This window comes from Leucobacter japonicus (genome assembly GCF_001273855.1).
GTDB lineage: Bacteria > Actinomycetota > Actinomycetes > Actinomycetales > Microbacteriaceae > Leucobacter > Leucobacter japonicus.
In genome coordinates, this window is record NZ_JHBX01000104.1 from 559,917 (window position 1) to 575,339 (window position 15,423).

Annotated in this window: 13 protein-coding genes and 1 pseudogene; 2 read left to right on the top strand and 12 right to left on the bottom strand. The window is 61.9% G+C overall.

Features of this window, described 5'->3' with window-relative positions:
* Nucleotides 1-24: 24 nt before the first annotated feature.
* The 10 genes from AMS67_RS17965 to AMS67_RS07035 all read right to left on the bottom strand — a co-directional run bounded on the left by AMS67_RS17965 (nucleotide 25) and on the right by AMS67_RS07035 (nucleotide 12,201).
* Entirely contained in the window at nucleotides 25-900 is an 876-nt protein-coding gene (locus tag AMS67_RS17965) for a formyltransferase family protein (protein ID WP_162230826.1), read from the bottom strand.
* Complete coding sequence (locus AMS67_RS06995) at nucleotides 897-1,649, bottom strand: glucose 1-dehydrogenase (protein WP_053386686.1); 753 nt, start codon at nucleotides 1,647-1,649, stop codon at nucleotides 897-899. The genes AMS67_RS17965 and AMS67_RS06995 overlap by 4 nt, the downstream gene beginning before the upstream one ends.
* Nucleotides 1,650-1,819: 170 nt before the next feature.
* Nucleotides 1,820-2,641: an SDR family NAD(P)-dependent oxidoreductase gene (locus AMS67_RS07000; RefSeq protein ID WP_053386687.1), complete on the bottom strand. Its 822-nt coding sequence runs from the start codon at nucleotides 2,639-2,641 to the stop codon at nucleotides 1,820-1,822.
* A gap of 64 nt (nucleotides 2,642-2,705) precedes the next feature.
* Complete coding sequence (locus AMS67_RS07005) at nucleotides 2,706-3,986, bottom strand: quaternary amine ABC transporter ATP-binding protein (RefSeq protein ID WP_075201257.1); 1,281 nt, start codon at nucleotides 3,984-3,986, stop codon at nucleotides 2,706-2,708.
* Nucleotides 3,987-4,020: 34 nt separating this feature from the next.
* Entirely contained in the window at nucleotides 4,021-6,060 is a 2,040-nt protein-coding gene (locus AMS67_RS07010; RefSeq protein WP_082305348.1) for an ABC transporter permease, read from the bottom strand.
* A 28-nt stretch (nucleotides 6,061-6,088) separates the two neighbouring features.
* Complete coding sequence (locus AMS67_RS07015; RefSeq protein WP_162230827.1) at nucleotides 6,089-7,009, bottom strand: glycine betaine ABC transporter substrate-binding protein; 921 nt, start codon at nucleotides 7,007-7,009, stop codon at nucleotides 6,089-6,091.
* Nucleotides 7,010-7,593: 584 nt separating this feature from the next.
* Nucleotides 7,594-8,073, bottom strand: a complete 480-nt coding sequence (locus tag AMS67_RS07020) for a helix-turn-helix domain-containing protein (RefSeq protein ID WP_053386690.1) — start codon at nucleotides 8,071-8,073, stop codon at nucleotides 7,594-7,596.
* A 93-nt stretch (nucleotides 8,074-8,166) separates the two neighbouring features.
* The gene (locus AMS67_RS07025) at nucleotides 8,167-9,072 is read right to left on the bottom strand and encodes a bifunctional methylenetetrahydrofolate dehydrogenase/methenyltetrahydrofolate cyclohydrolase (protein WP_053386691.1); all 906 of its coding nucleotides are present in this window, start codon (nucleotides 9,070-9,072) and stop codon (nucleotides 8,167-8,169) included.
* A 21-nt stretch (nucleotides 9,073-9,093) separates the two neighbouring features.
* The gene (locus AMS67_RS07030; RefSeq protein WP_053386692.1) at nucleotides 9,094-10,470 is read right to left on the bottom strand and encodes an aspartate aminotransferase family protein; all 1,377 of its coding nucleotides are present in this window, start codon (nucleotides 10,468-10,470) and stop codon (nucleotides 9,094-9,096) included.
* Nucleotides 10,471-10,548: 78 nt separating this feature from the next.
* Nucleotides 10,549-12,201: a long-chain-fatty-acid--CoA ligase gene (locus tag AMS67_RS07035; RefSeq protein WP_075201268.1), complete on the bottom strand. Its 1,653-nt coding sequence runs from the start codon at nucleotides 12,199-12,201 to the stop codon at nucleotides 10,549-10,551.
* Between the two features lie 482 nt (nucleotides 12,202-12,683).
* On the opposite strand from AMS67_RS07035, the gene AMS67_RS07040 reads away from it, so the two are divergent.
* Both AMS67_RS07040 and AMS67_RS07045 read left to right on the top strand, forming a co-directional pair.
* Entirely contained in the window at nucleotides 12,684-13,457 is a 774-nt protein-coding gene (locus AMS67_RS07040) for an SDR family NAD(P)-dependent oxidoreductase (RefSeq protein WP_053386694.1), read from the top strand.
* 29 nt (nucleotides 13,458-13,486) lie between these two features.
* Entirely contained in the window at nucleotides 13,487-14,242 is a 756-nt protein-coding gene (locus AMS67_RS07045; protein ID WP_053386695.1) for a glucose 1-dehydrogenase, read from the top strand.
* Nucleotides 14,243-14,341: 99 nt separating this feature from the next.
* Here the strand turns inward: AMS67_RS07045 and AMS67_RS07050 are convergent, their stop codons facing one another.
* Both AMS67_RS07050 and AMS67_RS07055 read right to left on the bottom strand, forming a co-directional pair.
* Complete coding sequence (locus AMS67_RS07050) at nucleotides 14,342-14,575, bottom strand: MDR/zinc-dependent alcohol dehydrogenase-like family protein (protein WP_156316561.1); 234 nt, start codon at nucleotides 14,573-14,575, stop codon at nucleotides 14,342-14,344.
* 63 nt (nucleotides 14,576-14,638) lie between these two features.
* Nucleotides 14,639-15,382: pseudogene (locus tag AMS67_RS07055) on the bottom strand (IS481 family transposase); the annotation flags it as partial.
* Nucleotides 15,383-15,423 lie beyond the last annotated feature (41 nt).

Sequence of the window (15,423 nt, forward strand, 5' to 3'; positions counted from 1 at the left end):
CAGCTTCGTTACTGTCCTTCGTCCTCAGGCGAAGACGAGGGTGTGGCTGCCGTGCCGGATGACACGGTCTTCGGCGTGCGATTGTACGGCACGGTTTAGGACGGCGCGTTCGACATGAGCCCCGCGCGCCCGTAAATCGGCAGCCATCATGGAGTGATCCATGCGGGCGACGTTTTGTTCCATGATGGTCCCCTCGTCCAGTTCTTGGGTGACGTAATGAGAAGTCGCACCGATGGGCTTCACACCACGCTCGCGCGCTTTCCAGTACAGCGCGGCACCGATGAACGCCGCAAGGAACGAGTGATGGATGTTGGTGACGGGTACCTCTACCCTTTCAAGGAATCGGTCGCTCAGGATCTGCATATATCGGGCCAGAATGACGAAGTCGACGTTGTCGGAGTACTGATCCAGAGACAAGATGTTAACCTCGCTCCGCGCGACCGGCGCGCTGCCTGCTGCGACGAGTATTCCACGCGTCATTAGGCCCACGCCGCCCGGATTTGGAAACAGCCACGAGGCAGTGTCCTCGACACCGGGATCGACGTCCCCCAACAATTTCGCTTTCCCTCTGGCAGTGGTCTCCGTGCGGGTAATGCGCACGTCCAGGACGACGGCACCGGGTTTCACCCGTTCTGGTTTGACCAGGTGGAGAACGCCGACGGCGGCAACCACGATGTCGGCACGCGTCGACTCTGCTGCAAGATGGGTCGTACGTGAGTGAACGAGCGACACAGTGGCGTCCGTTCCTCTGCGCGTGAGCAGGAGGCTCGGGGGCAGGGGCAGCTTCACGACGAATTCCGTCACGTCGCGGTTTTCGTTGAGAGCTCGCAATGCCTGTGCAATCTCACCCTGTGTCGCAGTCACAAGCAGTTCGACCGAGATTAAGGAGTGAGCCTTCACCCTGTTACCTCGACCTTGTGCGCCAGTCCGGCTGTCTCGCCCCCGTCGGCAACGAACTCCGCGCCGGTCGAGAAGCTCGACTCGTCGCTGGAGAGGAACAGGACAAGACGAGCAATTTCGATGGGTTCGCCGCGGCGTTGCATGGCGACATGGTCGACGCTCGATTGTGTATCTCGGGACATCGGCGTTTCGATCGTCCCGGGATGCACGGAGTTGACACGAATGCCATAGCGTGCCAAGTCCAGCGCCGCGTTCTTCGTCAATCCGCGAATTCCGAACTTGGAGGCGCTATAGGCCGCCAGCGACTCCCATCCCTGAATGCCGGCGGTGGACGAGATGTTGACGATCGACCCTGCCCCTCTTTGGCGGAGCGCGGGGATCGCTGCCTTGATTCCGTAGAACGCGCCCGAAAGGTTGACCTGCAATACCCGGTCCCAGTCTTCGATCGAATGCTCCTCGATCGGCGCCCAGACGAGCAGGCCCGCGTTGTTTACTAGGATGTCGAGACCGTCAAAAGCATCCACAGCCTCGGCTACCGCCTGCTCCCATTCCGTGTATGAAGACACGTCGAGATGGACGTAGCGAGCTGCTGAGCCGAGCTCGCGTGCAATCGCGGTTCCGCTCTCATCCTCGATGTCAGCGATAACGACATTCGCTCCCTCTTCAACGAAGAGACGAGCGAACGCAGCACCCATTCCGCGGGCTCCGCCACTGATGAGGGCTACTTTCCCGTCGAGCCGGCCTGCCATACATTCTCCCCACGTTTGGGTCACACCCGCCGCGGAATGGATCATGCCGGAACTCGCGGTGAAGCGGTCTTCTGCTGCTTTGATCCCGCCCCCAACACTGGAGACGATCTCGAATAATTTTCTTACTTTATCATAAATTAAATAACAGATTCGGGTTGCATTCCGCCTCTCTAAGCGTCTGGGTGGAGGGCGATCATTTCGTCTGGGAGCGTCTCCATGACGTGCAGGCTCGATGTGATCCCGCCGTCCACGAGAAGATTCGTTCCAGTGATCGCCAGCGCGTCGTCCGAGGCGAGAAAAGCCACCGCTGCGGCGATTTCTTCGGGCTCGATGAGCCGCCTGATAGGCACGCGCTCGAAATTGTTCAGCATATAGTCGAGCACAGCGGGGGTCGACGTCTTATGAGTCATGTCGGTGTTAACGAACCCGGGCGCAACGCAGTTCACGCGAACCCCGAGCGGCGACAGCTCCATCGCCATACCCCGCGTCATGCTGACCACCGCACCCTTCGTTCCCATGTATGCGGTGAAGGGACCATCGGCGGCCAGCGCGCCGATGGACGAAATGTGCACTATCGAGCCCCCCGAGGGCTGTTCGACCATCGACCGTGCGACCGCCTGCGAAAGCAGAAGCAGGCCGAAAACGTTGGTCTCGAAGTTGGCGCGAATCGTGCGTGGGGTCAACTCGAGAAACGGCGGCTCGTCGAACATTGCGGCGTTATTGACCAAGACGTCGATGCGTCCGCGCCTTTCAAGCGCTGCCTCCACAATGCGAGGAATGTCGTCTTCCTGGGTGATGTCGGCTACGATGGCGCGCGCCGATCCACCCCGGTCCTCGATGGATGTGACAGTCGATGCCAACGTGTCGAGCGCACGTCCGACCACAAGGACATCGGCGCCCTCGGCTGCCAGCCGGAGCGCGATCGATTCACCGATGCCACGCCCGGCACCCGTGACGATGGCTGTGCGATCTTTCAAACGGAGGTTGAGCATCCTGAGTGCCTCACTCTTTCTTCCTGGGCTCGTGACGTGATGAACGGCCGACGGGGAGCAGTGTTTAGCTCAGCCGCGCGAATGGCGGCCGACTGTTTTCTTCGGTCCGCATGATGCCCTCGTCCGCCTCCGATGCAGTCTGGGGTGCGCCGACCAACGCGGTGAGGATATCGGCTGCTGTCACCTCGCCGAGCAAGGCTCCCGCGGCGTCTACCACGGCCACTACGGGGGTGGAGGGCCGAGCCAGGAGCCGAGTCACCGCATCGAGTTTCTCGTCTTCGCTCGCGGTTGGCACCTCGTACGTCGCGTCACGGAGACTGGCGTCACCGCGAGCGACGGCCCGACGAAGGGAGTGAAGCGATGCGCCCCCCAGGAGGGCGCCGCGCTCGTCTACGACGAGCAACTCGTTGCGGCTGAGCTGGTCCAGTTGCGCCAGCGCCTCCTCTGGGGCAGTCGCTGCGCCGAGCGTCGGTCCGCTGTTCGTGACGGCGCCTACTCGCAGGACGTGGGTGCGCGGGATCTCGCTGACGAATCGCTCGACGTATTCGTCAGCTGGGCGCAGAACGATCTCCTCGGGGGAGCCGATTTGGACGATGGCGCCATCGCGCATGATCGCGATACGGTCGCCGATCTTCAGCGCTTCCTGCATGTCGTGGGTGATGAACAGCATCGTCTTCTTCACCTCGTTACGCAGACGCAGAAGTTCGTCCTGCAGATCGCGGCGGATCAATGGATCCAATGCGCTGAAGGGCTCGTCGAACAACAACAGATCTGGGTCTACAGCGAGGGCGCGGGCAAGGCCTACACGCTGTTTCATGCCGCCGCTGAGCTGGCTCGGGTACAGCCCGCCCTTGTCTTTGAGTCCGACGAGCTCGAGCATCTCGAGTGAGCGCGACTCGCGCTCCTTTCTTTGCACGCCGCGGATCTCCAGCCCGAAGCCGACGTTTTCCAGGACGCGGCGGTGCGGGAACAGCCCAAAATGCTGGAACACCATCGCGCACTGGTGGCGATGGAATTCGCGGAGTTCGGTGGTGCTCATTGAAGTGATCAGCTGGCCGTTGAGGCTGACCGTTCCTGAGGTAGGCTCGATCAGTCGGGTGATACACCGGATCAGAGTCGATTTGCCGCTGCCGGACAGACCCATGATGACCAGGGTCTCACCGCGCTCGACGTCGAAGGAGACATCTCGCACGGCGACCGCTGTGTCGCGCAACCCCGTCGGCAGCGCATTCGTCGAGCGCAAGGACTGTGCGGCCGCCGCTTCGCTTTCTCCGAAGAGCTTCCATACCTGCTCGACTTTGAGGTGGCTGTCGCGGGCTGCCCGTGTTGATGCAGTTTTGTGCACGTGTGTGTTCCTTCGTATCGCTTTCATTGCCTCGTCACTTCACCTGCGCGCTGCCAGGCACCAGCTTTTGGAAGCCGGACTGGAGCACGCGGTCGCAGATCGTCGCCAGGAGGTACATCGCTACGCCCGCTTGGACGGCCAGGGCGAGGTCGCCGTCGGAGATCGAGAGAAGGATCTCTCGCCCCAGCCCCGGCGTGCCGACGAAGGAGCTGATGACGGCCATGGAAAGTGCAAGCATCACGGCCTGGTTGAGTCCCACGAGGATGGTCGGCGTTCCCAGAGGAATTCGCACTTTGCGGAGGATCTGCGAAGAGTTCGTCCCGAAGATCACGGCCGCTTCGATGATCTCGGGATCGGTGCGTCGGATCGCGAGGTTGGTGAGCCGGATGACGGGTGGGATCGCGTACGCGACAGTGGCAAGCAGTCCGGCGACCGGTCCAGGCCCGAACAGCACCACCGAGGGGATCACGAACAGGAAGACGGGGAGGGTCTGCATGGCATCGAGCACGGGCCGGAGCACCGCCGCGAAGGCGCTGCTCTGCGACGCGAGGATACCGAGGGGGATGCCGATGACAAGCGTCACGATGGTGGCCACCCCCACGAAGCCGAGCGTGTAGCTCGCGGGGACCCACATGCCGAGGAGTCCGATGAGGGATGCACCGAGGGCCGATAGCACTCCGCCCTTCCAACCGATCGCCACGTACCCGACGACGAAGACGGCGCACAGGGCTGCGGTCCAGGGCATCGATGCGAGCGAGTCGACGACGGGATTGATCATGAAGGTTTGGACCAGGTAGCTGAAGGCATCGAAGAAGCCACCGAGGGTGACGTTGAGCCAATCGACGGCGGCATCCACGCCGCTGCCGATGGAGAACGAGAACCACGCCGGAGGTGCGGCGAAATCGAGGAATCGCAGGTTCAGTGCGTTCATAAGCCCGGCCAAGACGACGACGAGCCCCGCCACCACTCCGCCGAACACCGCCGGCCCGCGCTTGTAGATCGCCCCAATGAGCGGCCACCTTGCGATCGGACGTTTGCCACGCTCTAGAGCGAGCGGGCGACGATGATCACCGCTTGTCGTGCGGTCAAGAACGATTGCTATGAGCACGAGGATGATGCCGGCTTCCATCGCGGGTCCGAACTGCAGTAGTCGCAGGCGAACCCACACTGGATCGCCGAGACCGCCGGCCCCGATCATGCTCGCAATAATGGCCATCGCCATCGCGAACATGATGGTCTGGTTCAGACCCGCTCGAATGCTCGGCAGGGCAAGCGGCAACTGCACCTTTCGGAGGCGCTGCCAACGGCTGACGCCCTGCGAGTCTGCAGCTTCGACCGTCTCTACCGCGATCCCATTGATGCCGACCATGGTCAAGCGCGCGATAGGGGGTGTCGCCCAGATGATCGTGACGACGAGGGCGGCGGCGGTTCCCGGACCGAAGATCACGAGAGCCGGAACGAGGTAGCCGAACATCGGGAATGTCTGCATAGCGTCCAGCACAGTCCGAACGACCGCTCCTGCCCGCCGGTTTAGACTTCCCAGCACGCCGATGACGAGTCCCAGGGCGGTGGAGGCAACGACCGCGACAATCATCAGCGCGAGAGTTTCCTGCATCGGTTCCCATAGTCCGAAGGAGACAGTGAGAACGATCGTCCCGGCCGTCAGCGCTGCGATCCAAACGCCGGCAGCCCGCCACGCAATTGCGATGAAGACGACGGACAGGAGGATGGGCGGTGCGAGGTATAACCCGTACAGAACCCACGCCATCAAGCCGTCTAGGCTTGCCGTTACTGGCTCGTAGGCGAACGCCAGGTTGTCAACGAACCAGTTGGTGAAACTCTCAGCCCACTCTCCGAGCGGAACCCGCCATTCTTCGGGAAAGATTGCAGAGACACCGAGCAGGACAGAAAACACCGTGACAGCGACGAATGCGCCGGCGAGCAGCCAATCGACCCGTGTAAGCCCGCGCCGCAGTGGCTTAGCGTTTTTCACCGCCACCAATGTCCGTGTGGAGGTGGACTCGCGGTCCCCCTCAACGTCAGGACGCCGACTCACGATCTGCGTGATGCTCATCTGTCGCTCTCAGCCCGAATGATCGCGCTCAGGACGCGCGCGCGGTGACCGGCTCTTCCGGGACCCAGGACTGCCAGCGGTCGGGGTGCGCCGTCAACCACTCCTCGGCAGCCTGTTCGTAGGTCTTGCCTTCCTCCTCCATCGCGATCATCATCTCGAGGATGTCGTCCGCGTCAATGTCGGCGTTGCGGAAGATGGCGTCAGCGGTGGGGTAGAGCTCGTCGAGCTTGGCCGATGCTCCCTTTTTGATCACGATATCGGGCCAGTTGCAGGCATAGGTGTTGCCCCAGCATTCGTCCGAATACGGCGGGAACTCAACGCGCGTGAGGTCGTACTTCAGCGTGACATAGTGCGGCGACCAGGCAAGTGCGACGAACGGCTCACCTCGGTCGTATGCCCGCTTGATCGCTGCTGTCAGCGCCGCTTCGGACCCGGTGAACTCGATCTCGAAGTTCAACCCAAGATTCTTGATGCGGTCTTCGTCACCGTAGTAGCCCGCCCATTCAGGACCAGCCGTCAAGAATGCGCCTTTGTCGCCCGAGGCGTCCGACTTGAGCAGGTCGACGCATTCGTTCAACGCTTCCCAGTCTGGCAACTCGGGGCACGTGGCCTCAATGCCGCGTTCCTCGTCACCCTTGATCATGTAGGTCGGCACGTACCAGCCTTCCTCGGCGACGATGTCCGAGTCCCAGGCGTCCACTGTCTTTTCCTGGTCGACGTACTGTGCGAAGAGCTCGGGGAACGAGAAGTCCCACAGTGACGGCGAGATGCCGTTGTCCGCAGCGGCGACTACCGGAAGATGCTGCGTCAGGTTAGCGAGCGGAGTAACAGTCGCCTCGCCCCCGGCACGTTCGTAGACCTTCGCGAGAACATGCGTGTAGAGGCTTGCCTCGCCGTACTGCGCGTCGAAGATTTCGACGGCACCCTCGGCGGCGAGTGCCTGCTGCACCTCTTCAGACGCGGACCAACTGTCGTCGGCAGCGCCTGAAACGCCTCCGACCGAGGGGGGCGCGCAAGCCGTACTCGCGAATAGCACGACGGCCAGTCCAGCCACCAGCATCGATCCTCGCCGCGCATCTACCTGTCTGCGGTTCACTGTATGTCTCCTTCGTCATTGAAGCTCGGACAACGTCGATGCGGAGCCACGTAGTTACAGTGCTTGAACGTGAACTCCAGCTTCGACCTAGTGGCAGATTAGCAGTCATTAAGGATGCGCACCAGTATTTATTGATTATTCATTCAATGATGCAGTGGTCCGGTTGCTGCGGCTGCGCGCCTACCCTCGCAATGGGGTCAAACACGTCAAGGCAAGCGCGGATGAACTACTCCACGTTCGCGGACGGGGGTCGTCGCGGCCTTCCCTTCGAGCTGTCGCAAAGGGCCAGGGTTGCTTCTGCTCCAGCGAAACTTCCACTGACATACGGCCTCGGTACTGCGCGACCGCAGCTCATACTGTCATCACGCAGAACCGTTGCGTTCTTTAGAACACGGCGGCGTTGGCCGGGGCGATATGCCGCTCATGCACGTATCCGCTCAGCAGCTGGGTGCTCGACTCTGGTTGAGGTGCTGTTCTATCCGGAAACGCATGTGGCGCTCGGCGATCTCAGGAGGTATGAAATCCATGGTGGCGGTCGTCCCCGTGACGACAAATACATGCCGAAGGAAGGCAGCGTATGTACGCGCGAGGTCGGCGCCGAGCATGACCGCCTTTGAATCGAAGCGGGAGTAGATGCCAGCGGCGCTGATGCCGACGGCCGCGCTCAGTTTGCGCACCGACGTCGCCCAGGCACCCTCATGAGCGAACTGTTCGATCGCCGCATCAAAGATGCGCCCGCCTGTATCACCTCGTGAGTCTTTGGGGCCAGCCGAAACGGCTTCGAGCTGACCCAGGTACGCGAGCAGACCCTCCCGTCCCCGCATGCCACCACGATCCGCGAGCGCCTGAGACGACCTGCAGCGGCGAGTCCACCGCACCAGCTGCTCCCGCTCCTCATCCGTCAGGATCAGCTCCACCTAGGGGCGACCAGTCCTCGCTCTACCCTAAATTTCTACAAAACTACCAACGAATTAACGGTGCAGGACACTAGCTCACATGTTCGTCTGAGATCACAGCGTCACGATCGGCTGCGTGAGCCGCGTCGCGCGTTCTGCCGCTTCAACGACATTAGTAAGCAAGAGTGCGACGGTCATCGGGCCGACGCCGCCGGGATTCGGAGATAGCGCGGTGGCCACTTCCGCAACCGCAGGTTCAACATCTCCGTAGGTCTTGAAGGTCCCGCTGTCGGGATCCACTTCTCGCGTGACCCCGACGTCGATCACCACCGCACCGGGCTTGACATGATCCGCACGGATCATGTGCTTCGCCCCCGCCGCGGCTACGATGATGTCTGCTTTTCGTAGATGTGCGGCGAGGTCGACGGTGCCGGTGTGCGTGAGCGTCACAGTCGCGTTGACTTGGCGGCGCGTGAGGAGAAGGCCGATGGATCGTCCTATCGTCACACCGCGGCCCACAACGACGACGTGCTTGCCTGCCAGATCGATCCCGTTGCGGGTCAGGAGGTCAATGACGCCGCGAGGCGTGCAAGGCAGAGGCGAGTCAATCGGTTCGTTCACGTTGAGAACCAGACGCCCGAGATTGACCGGGTGCAACCCATCGGCATCCTTTGCCGGGTCGATTCGCTCCAGAATCTCATGTGTATCGAGATGTGCGGGGAGCGGAAGTTGCACGATGTATCCGTGGCAGGTCGGGTCACAATTGAGCTCGTCGAGCAGTTTGAGCACGTCGGCCTGCGTCGCATCATGCGGCAGTTCGCGCTGGATGGAGTTCATGCCGAGCTCCAGCGATTGCCGATGCTTCATACTGACATACAGCTGAGATGCCCGATCGGCACCGACAAGGACGGTGGCGATGCCGGGGGTGGTTCCCTGCCGTTTCAGTTCGGCGATGCGTTCGGCGAGCTCACGCTTGATCGCGGCCGCTGTCGCCACACCGTCCAATCGTTCCGCAGTCATTCGGGCTTCCTCTCCGATGCTCTAGGCGACCTGCAGGTTCCGAGAGACGGCACTCACGGATTCAGCGAAGATCTCTACGATATCGTCAATGTCCTGCTCGGTATGCGCGCGATTGAGAAAGAAGAGCCCCTTTCTCGTGGTGTAGACGCCACGGGCGATCATCTCTTCCATGATCGCGGTGATCGTCTTCCGCTCGGACGCGTAGACACCCTCGAGGGACGTGGTGTCCAAATGCTCCCCCCAGAAGAGCTGGACGAGCGGGCCGATCTGGTTGGCTGAAATGGGCAGTCCCTGCTCGGCCCCCACCCGCTCGAAACCTGCCTTGAGGCGGGCCCCGACCGTCTCAAGATGTGCGTAGAACGCGCCCCCCTCGTCGAAGATGATCTTCAGGGTCGCTTTGGCAGCCTCGACGCAATGCGGGGTACCGCTGTAGGTGCCGGCGGCGGGGACAGTTCCGTCGGTCACGCATGCCATGGCCTCCTCGCTGCCGGCGACCATGGCGATCGGGAATCCGTTTGCGATGGCTTTCGCGTACACGACGATATCCGGGTTCACGCCGAGAAGCTCAGCAGCGCCCCCGGGAGCAACACGGAATCCGGTGACGATCTCGTCGAAGATGACCAGGGCACCGTGCTGATGTGCGATCTCGATCATGCCCTCGATGAACTCCTGCCGAGGGGCGAAGGTACCAAAACCGGTCAGCAGGGGCTCCATGATGATCCCGGCGATCGTGTCGCCCACATCGGCCATGAGCTTGCGGAAGTGCTCGAGATCATTCCATCTCGCGATGACAATGTTCGGCGGCGGTGTTGCCCCCAGCACGGCCGGTTCGGGCTGGATGGGCGTGTACTCGCCTGGCGATCCGAGATCGGCGGGGGGCTGAGGATCGTAGCCAGGAATGTTCACGTAGACCGGGTCGATCCACCCGTGATAGTGGCCATCGAACTTGACGATCCGGTCCCGGCCGGTTGCGGTTTGCGCGATCCGGAGCGCGAGCTGGACAGCCTCGGTGCCGGTAGTCATCAGCGTGAGTTTCTGCGCGAAGGGGAGCTTACTCAGGGCGAGTTCGGCGAGCTCGGCTTCTGCGGGAATGCTGCCACCGAACTGGCTCGACTCAGAGATGGACGCAACTGCGGCCGCATTCACCGTCGGGTGCGCGTGGCCGAGGAACACCGGCCCATGGGCACAGACGGCATCGATGTACTTGTTTCCGTCGACATCCCAGATATAGGCTCCCGCTCCGCGGGTGAATACCGCCTGATGCTCCCGGTATCGGATATGTGAAACGAGCCCTGCGGGGATCACCTGCTTGGCGCGCGCGAACGACGCCTCGGAGCCGGTGAGATCATACGCGTGTGGGGTTGAGGCGTCCTGGACCATGGCAATGCGCTCCTTCATTTGTTCGTCATCTGGCACATTGGTGCCGCTGTCTGGGTTGTGGCCTTCTCGGAGTGCACCGAGCAGCCCGTGATTCGGTCACGAGTCTTGGGGCAGTAGGCCTGCCCGGTAGTCAGCGCGGAGCTTCTTCTTGTCGTACTTGCCGACCGAGGTTCGCGGAATCTCGTCGACGAATATCCACTCATCCGGCACCCAGAATTTCGGGAAACCTTCGAGAAGGTGCGCTTTCAAATCTGAGATTTCTGGTCGTTCGCCTCGGCAGACCACTACCGCTGCCGGGCGTTCCTGCCAGCGCGCATCATCGACTCCGATCACGACCGCTTCGTGGACGCCGGGGTGCCCGACGAGCCGGGTTTCCAGCGCGACGGAGGATATCCACTCCCCGCCCGATTTGATGATGTCTTTGCTGCGGTCGGTGTACTGCAGATACCCGTTCGCCGTGATCGTCGCAATGTCACCCGTGGGCAGCCAACCATCCTCGGTGACCGCGGGCTCATCGCGATTCAGGTACGCGCCGGTGATCCACGGACCGCGCAGTTGCAGCTCGCCGGCCGTCTCACCGTCCTGAGGGAGTTCGCGTCCCTCTTCGTCGACAATGCGGTGCTGTACTCCGATCAGGAACTGCCCTTGGGTGCGCTGGTAGGGCGAGAGCTCCTGGAGGTCGATGCCACCCGGCGGGAATCCCGAGGTCATCGTCGAGGAAGTCTCAGTCATCCCGCAGCCGTGGAAGATCGTGATGCCGTGCTGCTGCTGCCACCAGTGGATCAGGCTCTCGGGAACGGCGGCACCCCCCGAGGAGATGCGCTGCAGCGAGGAAAGATCGTACGACTCACCCCCCTGCTCGTAGCGGTGTGCAATATCGTTCCAGATCGTGGGAACACCGGCGCCAAAGGTCGGCTCCTGCTCAGCGATGAGCTGGAGCAGCGGCTCCGCCTGATTCCAACGGTTGGTGAGAATGAGGCGGCTACCCACCATGAACGCGGAGAAGGAGAGGTTCCAGCCCATGACATGGAACATGGGGACGGCCGGCAGGATAGTATCCTGGCTCGACAGTCCGAACTGGGCGGCACTGGTGTTCAGGAGCGAATGCAGCCAAATCGACCGGTGACTGTAGGCCACGCCCTTCGGATTGCCAGTCGTTCCTGAGGTATGGCAGAGCGCAGCCGCTGCATGCTCGGGAACGCGCTGGAAGGCGTCCTCTCCGTGGTGCGCATCCACGAGTTCCGAGTAGAAACGCACCTCGATGCCGCGGCGTTGCGCCTGCCTCCACAGCCGTTCGCACTTCTTCCCAGCGAGCGGCTCACCGTTCTCGTAGATGATGACAGCTTTGAAGGGCAGCTCCCGTTCGAGAAGCTCGGTGAATGGCTCCGCGAGCGAACTATCCACGATCGCGACCGAGGTCTGAGCGTCTTGGACGCACCAGGACAGCTGCTCGGTACTGAAGCGTGGATTCATCGTGTGCAGCACGGCGCCCATGCTGGGCACGGCAAAATAGCTCTCGAGGTGTTCCTTAGTGTTCCACGCGAAAGTTCCCACGCGATCCCCCACGCCGACGCCCAGTTCACGCAGACCGGCGCTCAGGCTCGCGGCCTGTCGGCGGATCTCAGCGAACGTCGATACGCGAGTGCCATCCTCATATCGGGCGACCACTTCGGTGCTTCCGAAGTTCTGAGCACCATGCTCAAGAATGTCGAGGATACTGAGGTCGACGTGCTGCATCGTGGATTTCACGGCGTCATCTCCTTTGATGTCGAACGACTGCATAGTGGGCTGGGTGAGCGAGTTCATACGGAGTGATGCGGGAGAACCCCAAGATTCACGCTCGCCCCACCACCTGGGAAAGCTGCCTGGCGTGGTGCGTCGATGGCGGTGGGCGTGCCGCATGCGCCTTGTTCCACGCTGAACACGCTCTACCCCCGGGATGTCCTCAACTCTGGAGAGTGTGCGAATCAGGGTTTCGTCCACCATCACCAAATTAAATTATCGTTCAATAGAGTACGCACTCACCCACTCCGCCGTCAAGATCGCGACACTTCTTCAGCTGGGCACATCCGCCCCCTCCTTCCTTTACACTCATTCAATTGGTGGTATAGCATGGTTTTCGACGGGTCCGGATATTGCGTCTGCTGCATGCTCCGAGCGGTCTGCCGCAGAAGGCTCGGATTTCGATTCGCTCTTTTCAGCACCCACTGGCATAACAAAGGAGTTCAGTCATGACGTCGTTCGAGGGCAAGGTAGTGGTGATCACCGGCGGTGGCTCGGGCATGGGTCGCGCCATGGTTCAGGAGTTCGCCGCGAAGGGAGCGCGGGTTGCCGCATTGGACATCAACTTAGATGGGGCGAAAGAGTCAGTGGCACTCCTCCCGGATCCTTCGGTCGCTATCGCCGTGCGGGTGGACATCAGCAAGCCAGAGTCCGTGGCCGCCGCGATCAAGGAGACCTTCGACTGGGCCGGCAAGGTCGATGTGTTGTGCAACAACGCGGGCATCATCGACAGTTTCGGCGCCGCTCACGAGATTCCACTGTCCGAGTGGGATCTCAACATCGCGGTCAACCTGACCGGCCCTTTCCTGATGGCCCGCGAGGTCATCCCCCACATGTTGGACAACGGCGGCGGCGTGATCGTCAATACCGCGAGCATCGCATCCTTGAGCGCGGCGGGCGGCGGCACTGCGTATACGGCCGCCAAGCACGGGGTGCTTGGCCTGACTCGAGCCCTGACCTTCGACTACGGGCGCAAGGGCATCCGTGTCAACGCCATTTGCCCCGGCGCGACCAAGACGGGTCTGACGATGCCCCAGGGCGGGTCAGACACCCTGCCCGAGAACGAAGAGGAGATCGCTCGCACGCCTGCCGGCCGCTGGTGCGAGCCGGAGGAGATCGCGAAGCTCGCCGTGTACCTGGCCAGCGATGACGCCGCCTTCATCCACGGCACCGAGGTGGTCATCGACGGCGGCTGGCTGACCGCTGCGCGCAACCCGATTTGATCCTTATGAGGAACGAAAGAGAGAACCGTATGACGGATACCGTGCAGAAAGTAGCGATCGTCACTGGTGGCGCGCGCGGCATGGGGGCGGCCCACGCCCGAGCACTGGTCGCCCGAGGCTTCCAGGTAGTGATCGGGGATGTCCTCGAAGCCGAAGGAGCGGCCACGGCCGCTGAGATCGGGCCGGATTGCGTCTTTTGCCGACTCGATGTCACGCGCCCCGAATCATGGACGGAGATCGTTGATACCGCGCTAACCCACTTTGGCCGGATCGACGGCCTGGTCAACAACGCAGGTATCCTCCTGGATGAGACCTTGGAGACGGCCACCCTGGAATCCTGGCAGCGCACCATTGCCGTCAACCAGACCGGCCCGTTCCTCGGCATGCAGGCGGTACTCCCCCACCTGCGTGCCGTCGGCGGCGGATCCATCGTCAATATCTCCTCGACCGCCGGCCTCGTCGGTTATACCGACGCGTTCTCCTATGTGGGCACGAAGTGGGCGGTCCGTGGCATCACGAAGGCTGCAGCGTTGGAGCTCGGCCGTGATGGGATCCGTGTGAATTCCATTCACCCGGGCGACACCGAGACTCCGATGATCGCCGGCGCGATCAGTGAAAGCGGCGCTGTCCTTTCCCCTTCGGAGATCCCACTAGGCCGATACGGTCAGCCTAGCGACATTGCGAACCTGGTCGCTTTCCTTCTCGACGATGTCTCCTCTTATATCAGCGGCGCGGAGATCGCGATCGACGGCGCCACCACCGCGGGCATCCATTATCCCAAATAGGTCAGTCTCGTTCACATGTGCTGAGGGGTTGGCCAGGGGCAGAACTCGGTCACTGGAGCAGCCCCTCAGCTCTCGCTTTGAGCGAGCGGTTCGCCAAGATCACGTTTTGGTGACGAGGACGAGCCGGCCACTCACCGTGCGCTCGTCAAGATCCCGCAGCACAGCTGCGTACTTGGCGATATCTCCTCCGTGCACGATCATCGCACCGAAGTAGCCTGCGTGCCACATCTCCATCAGATGCCGCCACGCGGCCCGACTCTCGTGCGCATCGAAAATCAAACTGGCGGAATCCACGCCACGCACATCTGTGTTGTTCAGCAGGAGACGGTTCACTCGCACCGACCGCATCAAGTGCAACGTCGACGCCGACCCCTCCCGTGATCGTGCGCACTTCCGCTAGTTGTACTGACCTCGACCGTTGTTGACGCGGTCGATGGGAGTTTGGCCGTCGATGCCGAGGTGGGGTCTGTCTAGGTTGTAGTAGTTCAGCCAGGCCGTCAATCCTGCTCTGCGTTCGTCGTTGGTGGTCCAGGGCCTCGCGTACGCCCATTCGGTCGCGAGGGTGCGGTTGAGGCGTTCGACTTTCCCGTTCGTCCAGGGGCAGTGCGGGCGAATGAATCGTTGCTGGATGCTGTGTCGGATCATGACGTCGCGGAACGCGGCTGAGTATCGGTACGCGAACGCGTTATCGCTGATGACACGCTCGACGGTCACCCTGAGTGAGGCATAGAACCTGATGGCGCGTTCCAGGACACCGGCCGCGGTCACGCCTCTCTCGTCGTCGTGGATCTCGGCGTACGCGACACGAGAGTGATCATCGATCACGGTGTGGACGTAGTCATACCCTTGTCCTCGTTTCCGGTGCGGGAGTTCGCTGCGCCCGTGCAGCCGCCACCCACCGCCGTCAGGGATGCGGCCGAGCTTCTTCACATCAATATGGATCAAGGATCCCGGATACTCGTGTTCGTATCGGTTCGCTGACCGTCGTTCCGCGCGGATCCTGATACCCGTGACGGGATCCAGTTCACGCAACAACGGGGCGTGATGACGACGCAACACCCGACCGACCGTCGAGGCGTGCATGCCGAGCTTCCCAGCGATGAATACCGGGCCACGCCGAGTGAGGGCACGCACGATCCGTGTCAAGTGTCGGGTTTGGTGGAGAGTGTTTTAGTTGCTTT

What these genes read in the sequence shown, in the direction of transcription:
- AMS67_RS07030 (WP_053386692.1), bottom strand. Translation starts at nt 10,470, where the DNA reads ATGAAGGAGCGCATTGCCATGGTCCAGGACGCCTCAACCCCACACGCG.
- AMS67_RS07045 (WP_053386695.1), top strand. Translation starts at nt 13,487, where the DNA reads ATGACGGATACCGTGCAGAAAGTAGCGATCGTCACTGGTGGCGCGCGC.
- AMS67_RS06995 (WP_053386686.1), bottom strand. Translation starts at nt 1,649, where the DNA reads ATGGCAGGCCGGCTCGACGGGAAAGTAGCCCTCATCAGTGGCGGAGCC.
- AMS67_RS07040 (WP_053386694.1), top strand. Translation starts at nt 12,684, where the DNA reads ATGACGTCGTTCGAGGGCAAGGTAGTGGTGATCACCGGCGGTGGCTCG.
- AMS67_RS07025 (WP_053386691.1), bottom strand. Translation starts at nt 9,072, where the DNA reads ATGACTGCGGAACGATTGGACGGTGTGGCGACAGCGGCCGCGATCAAG.
- AMS67_RS07000 (WP_053386687.1), bottom strand. Translation starts at nt 2,641, where the DNA reads ATGCTCAACCTCCGTTTGAAAGATCGCACAGCCATCGTCACGGGTGCC.
- AMS67_RS07010 (WP_082305348.1), bottom strand. Translation starts at nt 6,060, where the DNA reads ATGAGCATCACGCAGATCGTGAGTCGGCGTCCTGACGTTGAGGGGGAC.